We start from the raw sequence: 20216 nt of genomic DNA on the forward strand, positions 1-20216 counted from the left end.
ATGCATCACGCAATTGGTTTGGTGGAGTTAACCAGTATCGCCAAGGGGATGCAGGTGACGGATGTGATGCTGAAAAGCGCCACCGTTTCCTTGTTGATGGCGAAAACTATTTGCCCCGGTAAATACGTGGTGATGGTGGGCGGTGATGTGGCAGCGGTGAATCAGGCAATGTCGGTGGGTGAGCAAGCTAGCGGCGCAATGCTGGTGGACAGTTTCTTGCTCAGCAACGTGCATCCTGAGGTGTTGCCCGCCATCAGTGGTGTTACCGAACCGGGGCCGCGGCAAGCGGTCGGGGTGGTGGAGACGTTTAGCGTGGCGGCAGCGATTGAGTCGGCAGATTGTGCGGTTAAAACCGCTTCGGTCACGTTAGTTCGTCTGCATATGGCTTATGGTATCGGCGGGAAATGTTACGCCGTAATGAGTGGCGATGTGGCGGATGTTGAGGCCGCAACGCAAGCCGCGACGCAGAGCGCGGGGGCGAAAGGGGCGTTGGTGTACAGCATGGTAGTACCCAATCCGCATCCTGATTTTTGGCGGCAGTTGATCGGTTAGTCGCTGAAAAGGAGTGCAACATGAGCAGAAAAATTGATCCTGACTTACATCATCTCTATAGCGCAGAATTTACCGATCACGATCGGGTGACGCCGCTAGTAGAAGAAGAAAGTGTGCATCAATGTTTAACCCATGATGTTTATCAACATGCCTGCACCATTACCGCTTGGCAGCAACTCTATGACCAATTGCAGCCTGGGCAGTTTACCGGTGAATTGACGGAGATCCTGCTGGAGGATATTCAGATCTTCCGTGAGTACACCAGCCTTGCCTTACGCCAATCTTGTATGGTGTGGCCGAATGCGTTCTGGTTTGGTATTCCGCTGGATCAACGAGAGAGTGGTTTTATTGGCTCGCAGTTGTTGGGAAGCCCGATGATCGCCGCACGTCCTGGTGGGACTGAGTTCGAACTGAGCACACCGGATGATTACACCATTTTAGGCGTAGTGATCGCCAATGATGTGTTGTTTAAACATCCCCATATTTTCCAACATCCCGAGCGGTTATTTCATCTGCTGCAACATCAATGTGCGCTGAATGTTTCACCGGAGAAGAAAGCGTTATTGCTGAGTTTTATCCAGCAGGCCTTAGCTCAAGGACGTCAAGATCCTGATCGAATGCACAATGCCAATGTGCGTAAGGTGTTGAGCCACAATCTGCTATTTGGCATGAGTGAATTACTGGAGAGCGCCCAGCCGGTGTCGGAAATCACGCAGTCGCATAACGTCAACTATCAGCGGCTGGTTTCTCGCGCCAGAGATTGTGTGCTGAGCCGGATGTCGGAACCGCTGACGGTGTTGGATCTGTGCAATGAGCTCTACGTTAGCCGCCGCACACTGCAAAACGGTTTCCAGGCGGTGCTGGGCATTGGCCCGAATGCGTGGCTGAAAACTCTGCGGTTGAATGCCGTGCGCCGCGAACTGATCAGCCCTTATTCACGTTGGCACACGGTAAAAGATGCGGCAATGCAGTGGGGATTTTGGCATTTAGGTCAGTTTGCTACTGACTATCAGCGGTTGTTTAAAGAGAAGCCCTCCGCAACACTGAGTACGCGGCTGCGGAGTTCTTAATTGTCGTTACCCCACCAACTGTTTGCCGTAATCAAACAGTGCTTTCAGTAGGGCGGTTTTCTCTTGGTCACCTTCGTGCAGGTTATACAACGCTTCTAACTGCAACACGTAGGCTTGCACCCGTTCGGCGTTCAGTGCTTCTTGACGATGCTGCAACCAGCGGCGCTGTTCGCTGTCGTCGAGCGTGCCGGGGTAGTTACGGGCGCGGAAGCGGAACAGCAATTCTTTCATCCGACCATCGCTGAACGCCAAATCCAGCGCGGGTAAGTTTTGCGGTTTAGTCTGTTGAATAATGCGCATCGCGGCTTTGTCGGCATCGCTAAAGAAACCATCATACAGTTTGGCATCCACGTCATTGGCGGCAGTGAAAGGTTCGGCTTCGGCAAACAGCGCCACCACTTTCTCGCGCACTTCAGGATGTTGACGCAGAATTTGCAGATTGTTCAGACAAGCCTGACGATCAATCCCCAAGCGTTCGGCGTTCTCTGGTAATAGTGTTTTGGCTGGAGCCAGCACCGGGCACTTGTTGATGTGCACCAACTTGAGCGGCACCGGCGCTAAACCTGCCTCAGCCAATCGATCGCGACGGGTATACAGACGTTCACGCAGTTGATCGGCGTCTAACTCCAGCAGTGGGGTGATATCACCCGCCAGATCGCACATAATCACCGCGTTTTTGTTGTCCGGGTGCCAAGCTAACGGTGCCACCCAACTGGTGTTGCCACGTGCAGCACCAAACATACCGGAAACGTGCATCAGCGGCGTCATTTCAGCCAAGTCGATCAGCGCATTCAATTTATGCTTATTGCGATGTTGCAGTAGATAATCGAACAGCCGTGGTTGTGCTTGCTTGACCAATTTCGCCATCGCGATGGTGGCATACACGTCAGACATCGCATCATGAGCCTGTTCATGTTCGACGCCGTTGGCGCGGGTTAAATGCTCTAAACGGAAGCTGGGGAAACCGTCTTCATTTTCCGGCCAGTTGATACCTTCTGGGCGCAGCGCGTAGCAGGCACGCATCACATCCAACAAATCCCAGCGTGAGTTGCCGTTTTGCCAGCTATAGGCGTAAGGATCGTAGAAATTGCGATAAAAAATATTGCGGCTAACTTCGTCATCGAAACGGATATTGTTGTAACCGAGAATGCAGGTGCCCGGCACGCTAAACGCTTGGTGGATCTGGTGGCTAAACTCGGCTTCGTTAACGCCTTTTGCCAACGCGTGTTGCGGTGTGATGCCGGTGATCATCACCGCTTCAGGATCGGGCAGGTAATCGTCGGCAGGGGCGCAGTAGATAACCAACGGTTCTTCGATAATGTTGAAATCCATATCGGTACGCACGCCAGCAAACTGCGCCGGGCGATCCAGCGAGGGGTTCTTACCGAAGGTTTCGTAGTCGTGGATGTAAAAAGTGGCCGTTGGCTTGCTGCTCAAAATCGCATCTCGTTAGTCGCGAAGAAATAGGTTTCTATTGTAACCACGTAGGATGAGATGCCAAGCAGAGCTTGAGGTTAGAGTACGAAATGCGAGCCGCTACGCGTTTATTTTATGTTGATTACCAAGAAGAGGATGACCAGAACACGCGCCCTAACACCACCAACTGCTCTTTGCGTTGCGGATAGCTTAGGCGCTCGTCTTGATACTCTTCTCGGTTGAGGGAACGGATAATCACGCTGCCGTCAGGCTGTTCGAGTAACACTTTGACTCGTAGCAAATTTCCGTGGCGGATGGCGTAGGTTTTCCCTTCACGAATACGGGTGTCGTCGGTATTGATGCCGACCACATCGCCATCTTGCAAACGTGGCTCCATGCTAGAACCCGAGATGCGGATAATGCGCGCCGCATTGACCGGTATGCCCATCTTGTGCAAGTAATAACGGCGGAAAATTAACGAGAACTCTTCACGATCGACAATCTCGTAACAGCCATCCCCCGCGGAAAACTCAATATCTAATAGGCTGATTTCGACAAACTCTTCTTTGTCTTGCTCGGTATCTTCCCATACCACTGGTTTCAGGCGCGCAGGTTGAAAGTCCGATTCAGCGGCGACATCGGCAAATGGATGTTCCAAGTGCTTCTCATGGAAAACATCGAACCAACCTTTGGGCAGATCCAATTTAGCTTCAATACGGCGAGCCAGATTATCGCCCAGATTACGTGAGGATTTTTCACCGGTGATCTGGCTTAAGGTTGGCGGGGAGGATTCAACCAAAGTAGCGAATTCATTCTGATTGGTGCCTTGACGGGCATAGGCGGCCATCAAATCACGCAGGTTATTACGCCGAATTTCTTTGGTTTCCATCATCACAGGCTCCCAGCCTTTAGCAAATTAGCGCACTGATTTTAGCATAAGGCTAAATGTAATGTGCAGATGAAAGCGTTAACAACACACAAAGAGATTCGTTGTAGTAATTACTCAGTTAAACTATGGGCATTCAATCAATATTTAGTAGGTGTGTTGTGCGCCTGGATCGAAAAATCTCTGCTTTTGAACTGCTGATTTACCGTAATTACCGCATTGTGCATGGTTTGCGTATTGGTTTGGCGTTCATCCTGACTTTTTTACTGATTCGCTTACTGGAAGTGCCAGAAGGAACCTGGCCACTCATCACTTTAGTGGTGGTAATGGGGCCGATTTCATTTTGGGGCAATGTACTCCAGCGCGCTTTACAGCGCATTGCTGGCACGGTGTTTGGTGCGGCTTCTGGCCTAATCGCACTCTATCTTGAGCTGTATTCGCTGCCGTTAATGTTGGCATGGTGCGGCGTAGTGATGTTCGTTTGCGGTTATTTCACCTTGGGTAAACGGCCTTATATGGCACTACTGATTGGCATTACGCTGGCGGTGGTTTGCGGTGCTGGAGCAGGGGATATGCATACTGCTTTGTGGCGCAGCGGCGATGTGATTTTCGGTTCGGTATTAGCATTGCTGTTTACCAGTATCTATCCTCAACGCGCTTATATGCTGTGGCGGATGCAAATGGCGGACTGTCTGCAATCCGTCGGACAAATTTATAATGCCTATCTTTCGCCGAACGTGATTGAACGGCCTCATTTAGAACCACGCTTAAAGAATTTGTTAACACAAGTCGTCAAACAGCGCGCGTTGATCACCCCTAGCAGCAAAGAAACCCATATCCCGAAAGCGGTGTTTGAGGCGATCCAAACGGTGAGCCGTAATTTGGTGTGTACGTTGGAGCTGCTGGCGGATGCCTATTGGGCATCACGCGAAAGCCACTTTATTATGCTGAATGCCAAAACACTGCGTAGTTCGCAGTTGTTGACCTTACGTTCGATCGAGCTACTGGCCGATCTGGCACGTAATGGCGATCAGGAATTGCCGCAGTTGGTGAGTAGTGAATTGGGGGAGATCTCCAACGAGCTAAAAACGCTGATGCAGGAAGCCAGTGCCAATCCGCACAGTGAAGCGCCGATCTACGGTTACGTATGGTTGAGTATGGAGTTGGCACAACAACTGAAAGAACTGGGCGATTTGCTCAAAGTTTGCACGACTAATGCGCGTTAACCCCTGTTCAGATCATGAAGCAGGCGCTTCAGGTTTTGGTGATGGCGGCAATATGGGTAAGATAAGCCCAATGTCTGTTGTGTCTAGCCACCACAAACCTGTATCTTGGTCACATTGTGGGTGTAAAACCAAAGAATCGAATCTGTGTATTACTAAAGCAAGGGTATGAAGATGGATAATGCAAATAAGCCGAGTTTCCAGGACGTTCTGGAGTTTGTGCGTATGTTTCGTCGTAAAAACAAGCTGCAACGTGAAATCGTCGATAACGAGAAGAAAATCCGCGATAACCAGAAGCGCGTGCTGTTGCTCGACAACTTGAGTGAGTACATCAAACCAGGTATGAGCATTGAAGATATTCAGGCGATCATTGCCAACATGCGTGGCGACTATGAAGATCGTGTTGATGACTACATTATCAAGAACGCCGATCTGTCTAAAGAACGTCGTGAGCTGTCCAAAAAGCTGAAAACCATGGGTGATGTGAAGTAACCCAAACTCAACCCCGACCTGACCGGGGAACAGTGCCTTATCTGAGCCGACATTTGTTCGGCTCTTTTTATTTTTGACGACTGCAAAATAGCAAAAAACCGGTTTAAGTTTCCTTAAATCGGCTTTTTAAATATGGTTCTCTGACTGGAATCGCTTTTGCCAGTAACTAGCCAGCTTTCACTAGCCCCAGATGAGTAGGATTGGGCAAACACAGTCGTTCTTATTAAGTCACCCGTTAGACTGAGGCGCCCCCGTCCACGACCAGATCCTGGCCGACCGTGTAGGCGGCTCCGTCGGAGCACAACCAAAGTACGGCAGAGGCAATTTCGTCCAGGCTTGCGACACGTCTGGACGGATTGGTCGCTGCGACGCGCCCATCGCGTGCCGCTTTGTCTTCACCCGCGCGGTAGGACATTGATGTATCAACAGGGCCAGGGCTGACACTGTTTATACGGATGCCATGGCTAATGGCTTCCAGCGCTGCGGTTCGCGTGAGGACGGTCACTGCTGCTTTGGAGGCGGCATAAGCACTTGTTCCCGGTCGAGTGAGGTGATAACCGACATTCGAGGCAATGTTGATGATGACGCTGTTACCACCTTGACGTTTCATTGCGAGGATTTCATGCTTCAGGCATAGCCAGGTACCGACAGTATTGGTTGTCAGGACTTCCTTGAAGGTATCAAGCTCTGTTTCGTCAATGGTGCCGGCACGAAACATACCTGCGCCGTTGATCGCGATGTCCAGTCGCTTACGGCCAGCAAGCGCTTTATCCAGAAGTGTCCGCACGCTCTCTTCATCAGTGATATCAGCTTCTACCGCCAAATAACTTCCTCCCTTTCGCTCGATCTCTTCGCCGGTTTGCTGAAGTTCGGCGATACGCCGGCCAACCAGTACCACGCGGGCGCCTTCCGCCGCTAAAGCAATGGCAACATGTCGACCGATACCAGAACCGGCTCCAGTGACTAGGGCATTTTTTCCGTTGAGAGAACCTGTGTTCATTTGTACTCCTTTGTCATCATGTTTTTGAAAAATACCGGGTAACAATTTGCCGGTGTGGGTAGGAAAAAATCATCTTGTTGAGTCTCGCTGTCCTGATCTAAATCCGTGCTCTTTGGCAAGCCAGACCACGACAAGAGCGGCCAGCAGTAAGGCCAGCAATATCCATGGAAAAGAAGCAACGCCGTTCATTTCGAGCAATAGTCCGCCAACTAAACCGCCGCCAGTGATAGCCAGGTTCCAGGCCGTCACTACCATCGATTGCGCAACATCAGAATTCTCTCCAGCCGTATCGGCTGAAGCCGTCTGTAACAATGTCGGCGCACCACCAAAAGTCAGCCCCCAAACAGCAACGCTAAGGTAAACCACCATCGGCACCGTGCCGCCGATCTGGAGTACCGCAGCGACGAGAGCAAATGCGCCTAAGCTGCTCATCACCAGTAAGCGTAGCCATCGATTGGCCAACAAGCCCACGAGCCAAATCCCAAGCAACGAGGCGATGCCAAACACCAGCAGTACAACATCCACTCGACTGGAAAGTCCGGCAGATGCCAGGAAGGGCACGATATAGGTGTAGAGAATGTTATGCGCTAGCATCCATGCCAGAATCACAATCAGCACTGGACGCACGCCTGGGGTAGTGAAGACCTCGCGTATTGGCATGCGTTGGTCTGCTTCTTGCCCCGGATAGTCAGGTACCTTGAGCAGTACCCAAAACACCAGCGCTAACGTCAGTCCCGAGATGATCCCGAAGGTGCTGCGCCAACCAACCATCGTTCCAACCGAGGTCCCTAAAGGCATACCCAACGACAGCGCCAAAGGCACTCCTACCATCGCTATCGCCATGGCCTGTCCTTGCAAGGGGGCACTCACCATGCGTCGTGCATATCCAGCCAGCAACCCCCACGCCAGCCCTGCCGCGACACCCGCCAGGAAACGTGCGATTAATGTCAATGGATAGCTGGTTGATAGCGCGGTAATAGTGTTGAAAATGAGAAACCCGATGATCGCCAGCAGCAAAACTGACCGTCTACGCCAGCCCCTGGTTGCGGCAGTCAACGGGATGGCTGTCAGAAGTGAGCCGAGGGAGAAGACGGTCATGAGTTGCCCCCCCATGGCATCTGATACGTGTAGCCCCTCACTTATCTGTGGTAGTAAGCCAGCCGGAAGGATTTCGGTCAGCATAGCCACGAAGCCGGTCATTGCCAGAGCGAGCAAACCCGCACGGGGAAGCGTTTCGGCTGTAGGAGTGCAAACGATGCCCGGCACTGGCGATGAAACCGTTTTATTCATTGTCGATCTCTTATGCACATTTATATCGATTGGTATAAATATAATGATATTCGTCCCGGCTGGTCAATCACTTTTGTATCGGTTAGTATTTAAGTATCCTGTCTTAGAAAGAAACTTCCATGGCAAAAATGGGGCGCCCCCGCAACTTCGATCGAGATGAAGCGATCAATCAAGCCATGCTTCTTTTTTGGGAACACGGCTACGAATCCACCACGCTCACCCTGCTTAAAGAGGGTATGGGGGGAATTTCCGCGCCGAGCTTTTATGCGGCCTTCGGCTCGAAGGAGTTGTTGTTCCAGGAAGTGGTGGGGCGTTATATCGGGATGTATGGGCAGGTTGTTGCCAGCCTTTGGGATGAATCGTTGCCACCGAAAGAGGCCATTGAGCAATCATTGCGGCGTTCGGCAAGGATGCAGACAGACCGCAGCCACCCTCTGGGTTGCCTGCTGGTGCTTTCAGCCAGCACCTGTTCGCCAGAAAATAGACATATCCAGAAAGCGCTGGCTAACGAGCGTTCCAGGTCACGAGTGGGTCTGAACGCTTGTGTGCAGCGCGCCATCACAGCGGGCGAATTGGCTGCTGCAACTGATCCGGCTGTGCTTGGCACGGTGTTCTATACCTTCCTGACCGGGATTTCCATGCAGGCACGAGATGGCGTGCCGCTTTCCCAGCTGAATGCGGCTATCAGCCAGGTTATGCGCGTATGGGATAGCTGCGCGTCGGATGTTTGTGACGCCACACGTTAACCGTTGTCGCTGCTTGAGCTTGTTTGGGTATCCAGAGGTCCTCTCAACTGCGACCATTTTATATTGCCCTTATGCCACTCAAGTGCCACGGTCTTAAAGACCTTTCCGGTGAGCGGTCGGCTTTTCGGCGAGACGTTGTTGGGCGGGGTTGATGTTCTGCGCCAGCAGCTTGCGGATACCATCACGCTGTTGCTGGGCGCCAGACAGGGGTACATCGGGGTAAGCACCTAAACTTAGACGGGATTCTTTTTTGTTTATGTGATATTTGAGATATCAGAGACGTGAACCGCCTGAATTGACCAAAAGGTATAGGCCGTGTGAATCGGAGACTTTAAAGGATTTATCAGAAGGCTTGAGACTGCGGATTTTCGTGTCATTGAGAGATATATGGGGGGCACTCCATTATCGAACCAACTTGATCCCAAATTTCTCCCAATGCAAAGGGAAAACTGAAAACGCATCGGGAATATTTTTCACGATAATTTATTGAATCTTAATTAGATAGGGATTCACAAAGAGGCATGAAAACAAGAAGTTGGCTCCTCTGACTGGACTCGAACCAGTGACATACGGATTAACAGTCCGCCGTTCTACCGACTGAACTACAGAGGAATCGTGTGAACGGGGCGCATAATAACGAGCGTCTGAAGGTTTGTCAAAGCACTAAATGAGTGAAAAGCGCGTTTGCTGCTGGAATGAGCATCTTGCAGGGTTTTTCGGCATATTATCGATAGTGTTGATGGATAAATAGTCACTCATTGAGTGTCATTTTATTTGTTATATCACCTATGGACGAGTGACTCGATTTTATCATTTCATCCAAAGGCTGAATCTTATTTCGCCACGGTTTACAAATGGTGAATAAATTAAATATCAAAGTGGTATCTAATGTATTCAAATATTTCGATGATATTAATCATACTGTCACCATGACAGGGGCATTTTGTGCGGTCTGTTGTTTTTTTATTCTAGTAGGAATGAAGGACGTAAAAATTGATCACTATAGTGGCAGTAGATATCCTGTTTTTTCATCAATATAGTGATCAAGCCAGCTGGTTAAAGCTCGTGATTGTGGTAATCTACTGAAGTATAAGTTATGTATGCCGATTTTGGGGTTTTCTCTGGGGTTCTTCCATGATAATCTAACGAGCCTTTAGGATTACTCTTGCAAATTTAACGTTTTTTGCGGGGGTTGGCAGGTGTAAGACTACTGCTCTATGCTACGTGGAGTTGTACTAATAGCGGCAAATTAATACCGTTCCTTTGTATTCCCGGAGTTTTAAAATCAATGAAAAAAACAATTGCGATAGTCACTCTTTGTCTATTACTGGCAGGTTGTCAAAATGCGGGCAATCGTTCTAAATCTAAAACAGCACCGGCTGAAGCGGCTACTTTACAGGCGAAACAAGAATCGCCTTCTGTTGGCGCAGGTAATGACGCCATCATGTATAGCTGCTTGAAAGAGCTAAATGCGTTACAACAAGTCAACCCGGCACAATATCAGGCTAAAAGTACTGAATTGAACCGTATCGTGACGCAAGCCAAACTGTATATGAAAGTGCGTGAGAGCGTGAGCAGCGATGTTAACGTGATCATGGACTCTGCTTACCAGTTCCGTATCTCCAAAACCTGTAACGATATTCGTACCGACCTGACCAACTCATTGGTTGATCGTGTAGAAAAGAATTAATCCTGCCCAAATGGGAAGGACAGTGTTCAAGGATGGTCCGGGAATACTAAAAGCCGAATGGCGCCCCAAATGAGGGCGCTATTTTTTTATCAGTACTTCAATGATATTGCACATTGATGGTGCAATATGGCGCCATTGAGTCACCAATCTAAAACTTCTCCCTTTTTTCCTTTCGTTCAGTAGTGAGCTCCTTCATTTTTTCCGCTGAGATCGCGCGCAAAATCGCCAAAATAATGTATCAGCCGTCACATTGGCTGGATTTTTGCTTATTTAATTGCGGGGAATGTGAGTGCGCCCTCGCGAAAATTATTTTCCCCGACTACACATAAAGTGACCGCTCGTATCACGCCTCTGGCGTTTCGCTAAAACAGTGCTGAGGAAGAGAATAATGTCATTGAAATTGATTAAAAGTCCGCTCGCTGCTGTGCTTATCGGTTGTTTTGGTTCTGCTTTTTATGCCCAGGCTGATGTTGTTATCGGTGTCGCTGGGCCATTTACTGGGCCTAATGCCACCTATGGGGATCAATATTGGCGCGGCGCTTCACAAGCCGCAGAAGACATTAACGCCGCTGGTGGTATCAACGGGGAAAAAATCAAACTGGTACAGGGCGATGATTCCTGTGAACCCAAACAGGCGGTAGCTGCGGCTAACCGACTGGTAGATCAGGATAAAGTCGCGGCGGTGGTGGGGCATTTCTGTTCATCTTCCACCATGCCAGCTTCCGAAGTGTATGACGAGGCCGGTGTTCTCTCCATCACTCCCGGCTCTACCAACCCACAAATCACAGAGCGTGGTTTCCCAAATATGTTCCGCATGTGTGGGCGTGATGATCAGCAAGGAGTGATTGCCGCTAACTATATGATTGACACGTTGAAAGCGAAAAAAGTCGCGATTATCCATGACAAAGACACTTACGGACAAGGGCTGGCGGATGCCGCCAGAGCCGCGTTGAAAAAACGTGGGGTAGACGATGTGTTGTATGAAGGGCTTTCGCGTGGCGAGAAAGATTTCAACGCGTTAGTCACCAAAATAGCATCGAAAAAACCAGATGTGGTGTACTTCGGCGGCTGTCACCCAGAAGCCGGGCCGTTGGTGCGCCAGATGCGTGAACAAGGCGTACAGGCTAAGTTCTTCTCTGGTGACTGTGTAGTGACTGAGGAGTTAGTCACCGCTGCCGGTGGACCTCAATACACCAATGGCGTGTTGATGACCTTCGGTAACGACCCACGTCAAATTCCTGAAGGTAAAGCGGTGATCGCTAAATTCCGCGCCAGCGGTTTTGAACCTGAAGGTTACACCCTGTATTCCTACGCTTCTATCCAGGCTATCGCCGCAGCGTTCAAGGCGACGAATGGGAAAACGGCAGCGGATAGCCCTAAAGCCAGTGAATGGCTGAAAACTCATGATGTCGACACGGTAATGGGCAAAAAAGCTTGGGATCAAAAAGGTGACTTGAAAGTCTCTGATTACGTGGTTTATCAGTGGGATGACAAAGGTAAATACCAACAATTGACGAAGTAAACATTCAACGGTTCCCCGTCGCTAAGGCGGGGGCCATGCCATGATTTTATTGGGGCGCTCCTGTTGGCGTCCCATCACCGGGTGAGATACAAATTATGGATGTTTTCTTCCTGCAACAACTGGTCAATGGCCTGACGTTGGGCGCGGTATATGGCCTGATCGCTATCGGCTATACCATGGTTTATGGCATTATCGGCATGATTAACTTCGCCCACGGCGAGGTATACATGATCTCCGCTTACCTGTGTGCCATTGGTTTGGCATTGCTTTCTTTCTTCGGTTTGCAGTCATTCCCATTATTGATCCTCGGCACGCTAGTTTTCACCATCGTGGTAACTGGAGTTTATGGCTGGGTTATCGAGCGTATCGCTTACAAACCCTTGCGTAACTCAACCCGTTTGGCTCCGCTGATCTCAGCGATTGGTATGTCATTGATTTTGCAAAATTACGCACAAATCAGCCAAGGGCCGCGCCAACAGGGTATCCCGACCTTGCTGGATGGCGTATTTCGCCTGAATTTTGATGGCGGCGTGATCCAGATTACTTACACTAAGGTGTTTATCTTGGTGGTTTCACTGCTGGGGATGGCGGTGTTGACCTACGTGATCCAACACACCCGTTTAGGGCGTATGTGCCGTGCCACTCAACAAGATCGCAAAATGGCTTCGATATTGGGCATCAATACCGATCGCGTGATCTCTCTGGTATTTGTCATCGGTGCCGCCATGGCTGGGCTGGCGGGTGTGATGATCACCATGAACTACGGCACTTTTGATTTCTACGTCGGGTTTATTATTGGCATCAAAGCCTTTACCGCTGCGGTGTTGGGGGGCATCGGTTCGCTACCGGGAGCAATGTTAGGTGGATTGTTATTGGGTGTTGCCGAAGCGCAATTCGCTGGCATGGTGAACTCGGATTACAAAGACGTGTTTTCATTCGCTTTGCTGGTGGTGATTTTAATCTTTCGCCCTCAAGGTCTACTCGGGCGGCCCATGGTCGCTAAGGTGTGAGGGATAAACTATGTCGCAAACCCAAGTTCACCCAGGGCTGAATATTAAACGCAGCCTGTTGGATGCTGTATTGGCAGGTCTTATCGCGTTAATTGTCTTTGGCCCGATCGTTGGCATTGTGCTGAACGGTTACAGTTTTAATTTCGAACCTTATCGGTTGGTGTGGATTATTGCCATCGTGATGGCAGGACGGCTGCTGTTGAGCTTGTTCTTGCAAACACCGGCTGGGCACCGAATTGCCGCTCGTTTTGAAAGCAATAACGATGGGGTTTATGTTCGCCCCATCGGTGCTAAAACCAGCCTGCGTTGGATTCTCCCTTTGCTGGCAGTCATCGCTTTATTCTTCCCGTTTGTTGCCACTAAATACTTGCTGACGGTAGCGATCCTCGGTTTGATCTACGTGCTGTTAGGGTTAGGGCTAAATATCGTCGTTGGATTGGCCGGGTTGCTCGATCTAGGCTACGTTGCGTTTTACGCTATTGGAGCTTACGGATTGGCGCTGGGCTATCAGTATCTCGGGCTGGGATTCTGGACCATGTTGCCCTTGGGCGCGCTAATGGCCGCGCTGATGGGCGCATTACTGGGCTTTCCGGTACTGCGTATGCACGGTGACTATTTGGCGATCGTTACCTTAGGTTTCGGTGAAATCATTCGTTTGATCCTGAACAACTGGATGGCCGTCACCGGTGGACCTAACGGCGTATCGGTTCCTGCGCCCACCTTGTTTGGGCTGGAGTTCGGGCGGCGGGCCAAAGAGGGCGGTATTCCTTTCCATGAGTTTTTCGGCTTAACCTATAACCCCAACCTGAAATTTATCTTTATCTATGTGGTGTTATGTTTGGTGGTGTTGTTTGTGCTGTATGTCAAACAGCGGCTGACCCGTATGCCGATCGGGCGCGCCTGGGAAGCGCTGCGTGAGGATGAGATTGCCTGTCGTTCACTGGGTTTGAACCACGTTTTGGTGAAACTCTCGGCCTTTATGATGGGAGCCTCCACTGCCGGGATCGCCGGGGTGTTCTTCGCTACCTATCAAGGGTTTGTGAACCCCACTTCATTTACCTTTTTTGAGTCGGCACTGATCTTGGCGATTGTGGTGCTCGGTGGCATGGGGTCCACCATCGGTGTGGTGTTGGCGGCCTTTGTGCTAACGGTGGCACCTGAATTGTTACGCAGCTTTGCCGAATATCGCGTACTGCTGTTTGGCGTGTTGATGGTGGTGATGATGGTGTGGCGGCCGCGTGGGTTAGTGCGTATCAGTCGCAGCAGTTTTGCTCCGCGTAAGGGAGTTGCACCATGAATGATGCCATCTTGCGCGTTGAACATTTGATGATGCGTTTCGGCGGGATTAAAGCGCTGAACGACGTTAACTTGGAAGTGGAACGCGGTTCGATCACCGCGCTGATCGGCCCCAATGGAGCGGGGAAAACCACGGTATTCAATTGCCTGACGGGGTTCTATCGTGCCAGTGGCGGCAGTATTTTGCTGAATACCCAAAAGAAGCCGACCGATGTGATCCGCGTGCTCGGGCAGAAGTTTCGCGCTAGCGATTGGGTTAATCCGGCGCAACTGGGCTCACGTCTCTATTACAAGATGTTCGGCGGCACTCATTTGGTTAACCGTGCCGGATTGGCGCGGACGTTCCAAAATATCCGCCTGTTCCGCGAAATGTCGGTGGTGGAGAACTTGCTGGTGGCGCAGCATATGCAGAGCAACCGTAACCTGATGGCGGGGGTGTTGAATACGCCGGGCTACCGCCTTGCAGAAAGTGATGCCTTAGATCGCGCTTTCTACTGGCTGGAAGTGGTAGAGCTGGTGGATTGCGCCAACCGACTGGCGGGGGAGATGTCTTATGGTCAGCAACGACGGCTAGAGATCGCCCGCGCCATGTGTACAGAGCCGGAATTGCTGTGCCTTGATGAACCCGCTGCTGGCCTGAACCCAGTAGAGACGGCAACGTTAAGCCGCATCATCCGCTTCCTACGCCAACAACACGGCATCACCATATTGCTGATCGAGCATGATATGGGCATGGTGATGGAGATTTCCGACCGAGTGATTGTACTCGACCACGGTGATGTGATCGCCAAAGGCACGCCATATGAAATCCAGCACGATGAGAACGTCATCGCGGCCTATCTGGGCGCAGACGAAGAGGAGTTGGCGGGATGAGTGAAGCGCTATTGGAGTTTCGCGATGTGGATGTGCATTACGGTGCGATCCAAGCTTTGCACGGGGTATCTTTACAGGTCAACAGTGGAGAAACGGTAGCGCTGATCGGTGCTAATGGGGCAGGAAAATCAACCTTGTTGATGTCGATTTTCGGTCAACCCCGTATCAGCGGCGGGCAGATCTTGTTTCATGGCAAAGACATCAGCCAGCGTTCAACACATTATATCGCTAGCAGTGGCATCGCTCAGGCACCGGAGGGACGGCGCATCTTCCCAGACATGAGCGTGGAGGAAAACTTGCTGATGGGCACCATCACCGTCGGTAACGCCCATGTGGAAGAAGATATGCAACGCATGTTCGAACTGTTCCCGCGCTTGAAAGAGCGTCGCAATCAGCGGGCGATGACCATGTCGGGTGGTGAGCAACAGATGCTGGCGATCGCCAGAGCTTTAATGAGCCGCCCAAAGCTACTGCTGCTGGATGAACCGAGTTTGGGATTGGCGCCGTTAATCGTGAAACAGATTTTTGGCATCCTCCGCGAGTTGACCCAAAGCGGCATGACGATCTTTTTGGTGGAGCAAAACGCCAACCATGCATTGAAACTCTCCGATCGCGGCTACGTCATGGTTAACGGCCAAATTCGTCTGACTGGCAGCGGGGCGGAGCTACTGAGTAACCAAGAGGTAAGAAAAGCCTATTTAGGCGGCGGAGAGGTAAAATCATAGAATCAAGCAGATGCTATGTCTGATGTAGAATTTCAGTTTCTTCCAGTGCTATGACCATTACGGTTGATACGTTGCCGCCTGCGGCACATGCGACTGTGACTTCAATGGGTAAAGATAGTGGATTATATGGTGACGATTTCATCACCAATAATGGTAGCGCGGGTCGACTCGTTCAAGGGTATATTAGTGCGCCGTTGCTCGTTGGTGAAGTGGTGCAAGTTTCCTTCGACAATTACTTTTCCCCGGTCTGACGGTCATATTTACGTTGAATTTTTTCAAGGGATTTAAGTTCAGACAAACAAGACCGGTCTTACTATAATGTTCATTAGAATTATATTATTCTTATTGCGATCTCAATATAGAGATTCTTATCAGATCATTCTTTCGATAATCATTTGCCCTTTGCATAGAAGGGCTTTTTTTATCAGATTCCCCGTTGAATGACTTGTGAGATATATCTCGCTTCCCTTCGACCAAGACTGGACTTGTTAATTTTTATTACCTATTTTGTCATTATGTTCGCCTAGCCTGAGGCCGTGGTGATTTTTACCAAGTTAACCTCAGTTTTTAAGCCTTTTGGCTGTCAATTTATCTAGCGTGACAACGTAATGAAACGAATCGTAATCTCTCTATTGGTATTAGGTAGCGTAGTTTATTTCCCTATCACTCATGCCAAGTCAGTCAATCTCTACTCTGAAGCCTATAAAGCGGTTCAACCGGTCGTTCCTGAACTCAGTCAGGTAGTATATTACCGCCCGAAAAACGCCAACCCAACAGCCGGTGCAGCCAATATCTATGTAGATAGTCAACTACATACCAGTCTGTTACCGGGCGGTTTCACCACGTTCTGTGTGAAACCGGGGAAACACACACTGGGTGCGTATATTAGCGATGCTCCCTATTATCGCGGTAAAACTGAAAAATTGTTTGCTGCCGAATTAAAACCAGGAAAAACCTATTTCTTGCGTGTACGGGATGATATGAGTGATTTCACTCCACCCGAGCCAGTACGCCGTAAACTGGGTGAGGAGGAGTTGCAGCAAGCACGTCGTCAGAACCATATTCTTTCCCGCTCCACACAAGTAGAACCTTGTGTCTATGACAAACAGCTCACTCAACCAATGAGCTATTACCTGATTGCCAAAGATGAACTGTTTGATGCAGAACAGTCTGAGTTGGCTGGGCTGAGTAATACTGGCCGTGATGCATTGCGTAATTTGGCCATTGAAATGCGTAATGTTTATCCGCGTCTTAATCAAATACGTATTATTAACCACGATAGCAGCGATGAAATCACCAGTCACATGGTGCGTGACTCATTGATCGAAAACGCTATTCCTGCAGGAATTATCGAGGAAGGGAGTCAGCGTCATAGCGTAGTAACTGATGGTGATTGTCAACGTGAACAAGGTGTTTGTTCAGGAATTGAAATTCAAGTTAAGTAAAAATCTACTTTTTTTGATAATAATAAAAAACAGATCGCGCACATTCGCCTAGAATTTTTTCACTTTGCCGGGTATCGCTGTGTCAGTGGATATCCCGGTCGAGTTCTTTATTAAAATGAGAGTGATAAATGGAATGAAATCCGAATTCGTAGGCGGTTCAGGAATCAGTTTATGGCAAAATAACAGCAGCGAGTATGAGTAAGGTTTTACTTTCAATAGTTTCATCTTTTTCGCCCATTAATTGTCTGGTGTTCTGATTTTGTATCAATCTACAACAGGCTAGAATCACCGTTGATATTCTCTATTAGCCGTGTTCCTCTTTATGATTCACCTGCAAATTATTGTTCCCACCGACCAAGTCGACGCTGTTTTACGGCATCTGACCGAAGATCCACAAACGACCAACCTGATCCATATGAAAGGAGCTGCATTACAGCCAGCAGGGGATGTGATCCACTGCGACGTGGCGCGTGTAGCGGTCGATCCGTTGGTGGTGTGGCTACGCCGCTTAAAGCTGGATGTGAAAGGCTCAGTGCTGGTGGAAAATCAGGAAGCCTGGAGTACCTCGCCGAACCCTGAAGTGAATAACGATTCGCCCGATCGTGTGATTTGGGAAGCGGTGACGCAGACCGCGGTTGAATCGGTGCGTCCTTCTTGGACTTTCTATGTTTTCCTCGGGCTTGCCGTCGCGCTGGCAGCGATTGCGGTTAAGTTAGACTCGGTGATCGTGGTCATTGCCGCGATGGTGGTCAGCCCAGATTTTAGCCCGGTTGCCGGTGCTTGTTTGGGGATTGTCCGCAAAGGCTATCGTTATCTGATCTGGCAAGGACTAAAACTGTTGGTTTCCGGTTTTGCGATTTCGGTGGTTTGCGTTGCATTGGTGGCGCTGATTGGCGCGCATTTTGAGTGGATCACTTTGGGGGATTTACTCAAACCGCGCCCACAGACTGACTTTATCTGGACGCCAGATCGTTGGTCATTTGTGGTCGCGATTCTGGCAGGTTGCGCCGGGATTCTGGCGATGACTTCATCGTATTCCAATGCCTTGATCGGTGTGTTTATCGCTGTCACCACCGTGCCTGCGGCGGGGAACTTGGCGTTTGCGCTGGCGATAGGGGGCAATCTGCTATTGCAAGGTGTGGATATCAGCTCGGTGATTTCCGATACTGGCGATACGTTATTAACCGAGGTTACAGGTTCACTGATGCAATTGGCGTTGAACCTCGCGGGGATGATTGTCGCTGGGGTGATTACTCTACGCTGCGCCTACTGGGTAGAGCAACGCGCGATTCGCCGTATTCGGTATCGTAGAATGGCTAAGCAATCACAAACCTAAAGCTCATCAAATCCCACTTAAGTTTCTGGACTGCACCTTATTAAGTTGAATACCCACTTAATAAGGTGCAGTTTTTTATGAAATATTATCTTTAGTTCCAAGTTTGATGTCATCCGTTATTATTTATCGGATTAAAAGAAGATCCTGCCATTAAATCCTCTCCTCATTATTCACAAATTCTATTTAATTCAGTGAAATTATTGATGTGGTAAATTTGTCCGTTATTTTGAGATTTACATCATAAAACAACAATTATTGTTTTTAATTTGTTGTTTTGTGCCTGCTCGGTGCGTACCGTGTGTAACCGTTACCACAAACTCGATTGCAGGAGTAATACGCCATGAGAGAAACAATGAAAGGATGGTTAGCCAGTATTGGTTTTACTAAGCGAACCTTCATGCATTTTCTGGTTATTATTATGGGTAGTCAGTTTATCTACTCCATAAACTCTTTAAGAACAGTGTTATACGAGCCATTTCAACAAACGCTGCAAATCAGCAATGTGCAGCTTGGCATGTTGTTTAGCTTACTTGGCTTAACCGGGATTTTTGCTTATATCCCCGCAACTTGGTTTACCGACCGTTTTTCGTCACGGAAAATTATTAGCTGTTCGTTACTTTTTATTGGTGCCACGGGCTGGTATATGTCTACTTCGCCGGGTTACGCCATTCTGCTGATTATCTTCTTTTGTTGGGGATTCGCCCAAGATGGCCCTTATTGGGCGTCGGTGCTGAAATCGGTGCGTTGTTCCGCCAGTGAAAAACGCCAAGGAACCGCGTTTAGCTTGATGGAATTGCTGCGAGGTTGCATTGAATTCCTAACCAACGGGTTAGCTATCTTACTGTTTTCTTGGGTGGGTAAAAGCGTGTTGGGTATGCAAATAGCCATGCGGGTCAACGGTACCTGTATGATTATTTTGGCGTTGTTGACCTGGTTCTTGCTGTCAGATGACAATTTCTTGAAGGGAACCACCGCTAGTGAACGCAATAAAGAGGCGTTCACTGGCATAAAAACAGTGCTGAAAATGCCAGAATGTTGGTTGACCGGTATGACTGCCTGCGGCATTTATGCCTGCTTCATCGGTACCCAATGGTTCTTCCCATTCCTGCAAAATGTCTACGCCTTGCCGACGACGCTGGCGGCGATATTTGTGCTATTTAATACTTCTGGCACCCGGCTGATTGCTAGCCCGATTGGTGGCTGGCTGGCGGATAACAAATTTGGCTCCAGTGTTAACTTTATGCGAGTCATGCTGCCGATTATTGTGGTTCTGCTGGGGATCACGCTGGTGATGCCGAAAACCCCTGAGTTGATCTACCCTGGCATGATTATGCTGATTGCTATCTCGATCATGGTTTACATGCTGCGTAGCGTCTATTTTGCGCCGATTGGCGAGATGAACATTCCTAAATCTTACAGTGGTGCAGCACTGTCGTTGGCGGCAATGATTGGTTATTCCCCCACCTTCTGGCTGAACCCGATCAACGGTTGGTTGCTGGATAACTACAGTATGCAAGAGGCATACACGCGTATCTTCATCATTATGATGACCTTTGCGGCGCTAGGGTTTGTAAGCGCGACGATTATGTATCGCCGTATTAAACGCCAGCGCTTGCAGCCTGCTATTGCAGAGTAAGAGAGGTT

Annotated in this window: 19 protein-coding genes, 1 tRNA gene and 1 pseudogene; 15 read left to right on the forward strand and 6 right to left on the reverse strand. The window is 49.5% G+C overall.

Annotation, left to right across the window (positions count from 1 at the left end; all coding sequences use genetic code 11):
- Together AC3ISQ_RS08405 and eutR are read left to right on the forward strand one after the other, a co-directional pair.
- Entirely contained in the window at positions 1-552 is a 552-nt protein-coding gene (locus AC3ISQ_RS08405; RefSeq protein WP_489352258.1) for a BMC domain-containing protein, read from the forward strand.
- A gap of 20 nt (positions 553-572) precedes the next feature.
- The gene (gene eutR, locus AC3ISQ_RS08410) at positions 573-1622 is read left to right on the forward strand and encodes an HTH-type transcriptional regulator EutR (protein WP_489352260.1); all 1050 of its coding nucleotides are present in this window, start codon (positions 573-575) and stop codon (positions 1620-1622) included.
- A gap of 6 nt (positions 1623-1628) precedes the next feature.
- Here the strand turns inward: eutR and sbcB are convergent, their stop codons facing one another.
- On the reverse strand, positions 1629-3059 hold the full coding sequence (sbcB, locus tag AC3ISQ_RS08415) for an exodeoxyribonuclease I (RefSeq protein WP_489352262.1): 1431 nt from the start codon (positions 3057-3059) through the stop codon (positions 1629-1631).
- A 121-nt stretch (positions 3060-3180) separates the two neighbouring features.
- A complete protein-coding gene (locus AC3ISQ_RS08420) occupies positions 3181-3927 on the reverse strand; it encodes a S24 family peptidase (protein ID WP_489353192.1) in 747 nt (248 codons plus the stop codon).
- Positions 3928-4085: 158 nt separating this feature from the next.
- On the opposite strand from AC3ISQ_RS08420, the gene AC3ISQ_RS08425 reads away from it, so the two are divergent.
- Positions 4086-5150 (forward strand): FUSC family protein, encoded by a 1065-nt coding sequence (locus tag AC3ISQ_RS08425; RefSeq protein ID WP_489352264.1) that lies wholly within the window; start codon positions 4086-4088, stop codon positions 5148-5150.
- Between the two features lie 171 nt (positions 5151-5321).
- Positions 5322-5639, forward strand: coding sequence for a PTS system regulator TmaR (gene tmaR, locus AC3ISQ_RS08430; RefSeq protein WP_489352266.1), 318 nt, complete (start codon positions 5322-5324; stop codon positions 5637-5639).
- 235 nt (positions 5640-5874) lie between these two features.
- Here tmaR and AC3ISQ_RS08435 read toward each other — a convergent pair whose 3' ends face one another.
- Both AC3ISQ_RS08435 and AC3ISQ_RS08440 read right to left on the reverse strand, forming a co-directional pair.
- Complete coding sequence (locus AC3ISQ_RS08435; protein WP_489352268.1) at positions 5875-6639, reverse strand: SDR family NAD(P)-dependent oxidoreductase; 765 nt, start codon at positions 6637-6639, stop codon at positions 5875-5877.
- Positions 6640-6708: 69 nt separating this feature from the next.
- On the reverse strand, positions 6709-7929 hold the full coding sequence (locus tag AC3ISQ_RS08440; protein WP_489352270.1) for an MFS transporter: 1221 nt from the start codon (positions 7927-7929) through the stop codon (positions 6709-6711).
- A gap of 119 nt (positions 7930-8048) precedes the next feature.
- Here AC3ISQ_RS08440 and AC3ISQ_RS08445 point away from each other — a divergent pair, with 119 nt between their 5' ends.
- A complete protein-coding gene (locus AC3ISQ_RS08445; RefSeq protein WP_489352272.1) occupies positions 8049-8675 on the forward strand; it encodes a TetR/AcrR family transcriptional regulator in 627 nt (208 codons plus the stop codon).
- 47 nt (positions 8676-8722) lie between these two features.
- Here AC3ISQ_RS08445 and AC3ISQ_RS08450 read toward each other — a convergent pair.
- A pseudogene (locus tag AC3ISQ_RS08450) lies at positions 8723-9062 on the reverse strand (Arm DNA-binding domain-containing protein); the annotation flags it as partial.
- Between the two features lie 149 nt (positions 9063-9211).
- Positions 9212-9287 (reverse strand) — tRNA-Asn (locus AC3ISQ_RS08455).
- A 676-nt stretch (positions 9288-9963) separates the two neighbouring features.
- Here AC3ISQ_RS08455 and AC3ISQ_RS08460 point away from each other — a divergent pair.
- The 10 genes from AC3ISQ_RS08460 to AC3ISQ_RS08505 all read left to right on the forward strand — a co-directional run bounded on the left by AC3ISQ_RS08460 (position 9964) and on the right by AC3ISQ_RS08505 (position 20208).
- Entirely contained in the window at positions 9964-10365 is a 402-nt protein-coding gene (locus AC3ISQ_RS08460) for a hypothetical protein (RefSeq protein ID WP_489352273.1), read from the forward strand.
- A gap of 388 nt (positions 10366-10753) precedes the next feature.
- Positions 10754-11887 carry a branched-chain amino acid ABC transporter substrate-binding protein gene (locus AC3ISQ_RS08465; protein ID WP_489352275.1) on the forward strand — a complete coding sequence of 378 codons (1134 nt, stop codon included), beginning with the start codon at positions 10754-10756 and terminating at the stop codon, positions 11885-11887.
- Positions 11888-11982: 95 nt separating this feature from the next.
- Complete coding sequence (locus AC3ISQ_RS08470) at positions 11983-12897, forward strand: ABC transporter permease subunit (protein WP_489352277.1); 915 nt, start codon at positions 11983-11985, stop codon at positions 12895-12897.
- A gap of 10 nt (positions 12898-12907) precedes the next feature.
- Complete coding sequence (gene livM / locus AC3ISQ_RS08475) at positions 12908-14194, forward strand: high-affinity branched-chain amino acid ABC transporter permease LivM (protein WP_489352279.1); 1287 nt, start codon at positions 12908-12910, stop codon at positions 14192-14194.
- The gene (locus AC3ISQ_RS08480; protein ID WP_489352281.1) at positions 14191-15066 is read left to right on the forward strand and encodes an ABC transporter ATP-binding protein; all 876 of its coding nucleotides are present in this window, start codon (positions 14191-14193) and stop codon (positions 15064-15066) included. The genes livM and AC3ISQ_RS08480 overlap by 4 nt, the downstream gene beginning before the upstream one ends.
- The gene (locus tag AC3ISQ_RS08485; protein WP_489352283.1) at positions 15063-15791 is read left to right on the forward strand and encodes an ABC transporter ATP-binding protein; all 729 of its coding nucleotides are present in this window, start codon (positions 15063-15065) and stop codon (positions 15789-15791) included. The genes AC3ISQ_RS08480 and AC3ISQ_RS08485 overlap by 4 nt, the downstream gene beginning before the upstream one ends.
- Before the next feature lie 50 nt (positions 15792-15841).
- Complete coding sequence (locus tag AC3ISQ_RS08490; RefSeq protein ID WP_489352285.1) at positions 15842-16042, forward strand: hypothetical protein; 201 nt, start codon at positions 15842-15844, stop codon at positions 16040-16042.
- Positions 16043-16399: 357 nt separating this feature from the next.
- Positions 16400-17236 carry a hypothetical protein gene (locus tag AC3ISQ_RS08495; RefSeq protein ID WP_489352287.1) on the forward strand — a complete coding sequence of 279 codons (837 nt, stop codon included), beginning with the start codon at positions 16400-16402 and terminating at the stop codon, positions 17234-17236.
- A gap of 322 nt (positions 17237-17558) precedes the next feature.
- On the forward strand, positions 17559-18572 hold the full coding sequence (locus tag AC3ISQ_RS08500; protein ID WP_489352289.1) for a DUF389 domain-containing protein: 1014 nt from the start codon (positions 17559-17561) through the stop codon (positions 18570-18572).
- A 340-nt stretch (positions 18573-18912) separates the two neighbouring features.
- Positions 18913-20208 carry an MFS transporter gene (locus tag AC3ISQ_RS08505; RefSeq protein WP_489352291.1) on the forward strand — a complete coding sequence of 432 codons (1296 nt, stop codon included), beginning with the start codon at positions 18913-18915 and terminating at the stop codon, positions 20206-20208.
- Positions 20209-20216 lie beyond the last annotated feature (8 nt).

It is taken from the genome of Serratia sp. KH_031 (assembly GCF_057839655.1).

Bases quoted from the DNA above. Each gene is read 5' to 3' on its own strand.
- AC3ISQ_RS08405 (WP_489352258.1), top strand. From the start codon at position 1: ATGCATCACGCAATTGGTTTGGTGGAGTTAACCAGTATCGCCAAGGGG.
- eutR (WP_489352260.1), top strand. From the start codon at position 573: ATGAGCAGAAAAATTGATCCTGACTTACATCATCTCTATAGCGCAGAA.
- AC3ISQ_RS08420 (WP_489353192.1), bottom strand. From the start codon at position 3,927: ATGGAAACCAAAGAAATTCGGCGTAATAACCTGCGTGATTTGATGGCC.
- tmaR (WP_489352266.1), top strand. From the start codon at position 5,322: ATGGATAATGCAAATAAGCCGAGTTTCCAGGACGTTCTGGAGTTTGTG.
- AC3ISQ_RS08435 (WP_489352268.1), bottom strand. From the start codon at position 6,639: ATGAACACAGGTTCTCTCAACGGAAAAAATGCCCTAGTCACTGGAGCC.
- AC3ISQ_RS08440 (WP_489352270.1), bottom strand. From the start codon at position 7,929: ATGAATAAAACGGTTTCATCGCCAGTGCCGGGCATCGTTTGCACTCCT.
- AC3ISQ_RS08445 (WP_489352272.1), top strand. From the start codon at position 8,049: ATGGCAAAAATGGGGCGCCCCCGCAACTTCGATCGAGATGAAGCGATC.
- AC3ISQ_RS08460 (WP_489352273.1), top strand. From the start codon at position 9,964: ATGAAAAAAACAATTGCGATAGTCACTCTTTGTCTATTACTGGCAGGT.
- AC3ISQ_RS08465 (WP_489352275.1), top strand. From the start codon at position 10,754: ATGTCATTGAAATTGATTAAAAGTCCGCTCGCTGCTGTGCTTATCGGT.
- AC3ISQ_RS08470 (WP_489352277.1), top strand. From the start codon at position 11,983: ATGGATGTTTTCTTCCTGCAACAACTGGTCAATGGCCTGACGTTGGGC.
- livM (WP_489352279.1), top strand. From the start codon at position 12,908: ATGTCGCAAACCCAAGTTCACCCAGGGCTGAATATTAAACGCAGCCTG.
- AC3ISQ_RS08480 (WP_489352281.1), top strand. From the start codon at position 14,191: ATGAATGATGCCATCTTGCGCGTTGAACATTTGATGATGCGTTTCGGC.
- AC3ISQ_RS08485 (WP_489352283.1), top strand. From the start codon at position 15,063: ATGAGTGAAGCGCTATTGGAGTTTCGCGATGTGGATGTGCATTACGGT.
- AC3ISQ_RS08490 (WP_489352285.1), top strand. From the start codon at position 15,842: ATGACCATTACGGTTGATACGTTGCCGCCTGCGGCACATGCGACTGTG.
- AC3ISQ_RS08495 (WP_489352287.1), top strand. From the start codon at position 16,400: ATGAAACGAATCGTAATCTCTCTATTGGTATTAGGTAGCGTAGTTTAT.
- AC3ISQ_RS08500 (WP_489352289.1), top strand. From the start codon at position 17,559: ATGATTCACCTGCAAATTATTGTTCCCACCGACCAAGTCGACGCTGTT.
- AC3ISQ_RS08505 (WP_489352291.1), top strand. From the start codon at position 18,913: ATGAGAGAAACAATGAAAGGATGGTTAGCCAGTATTGGTTTTACTAAG.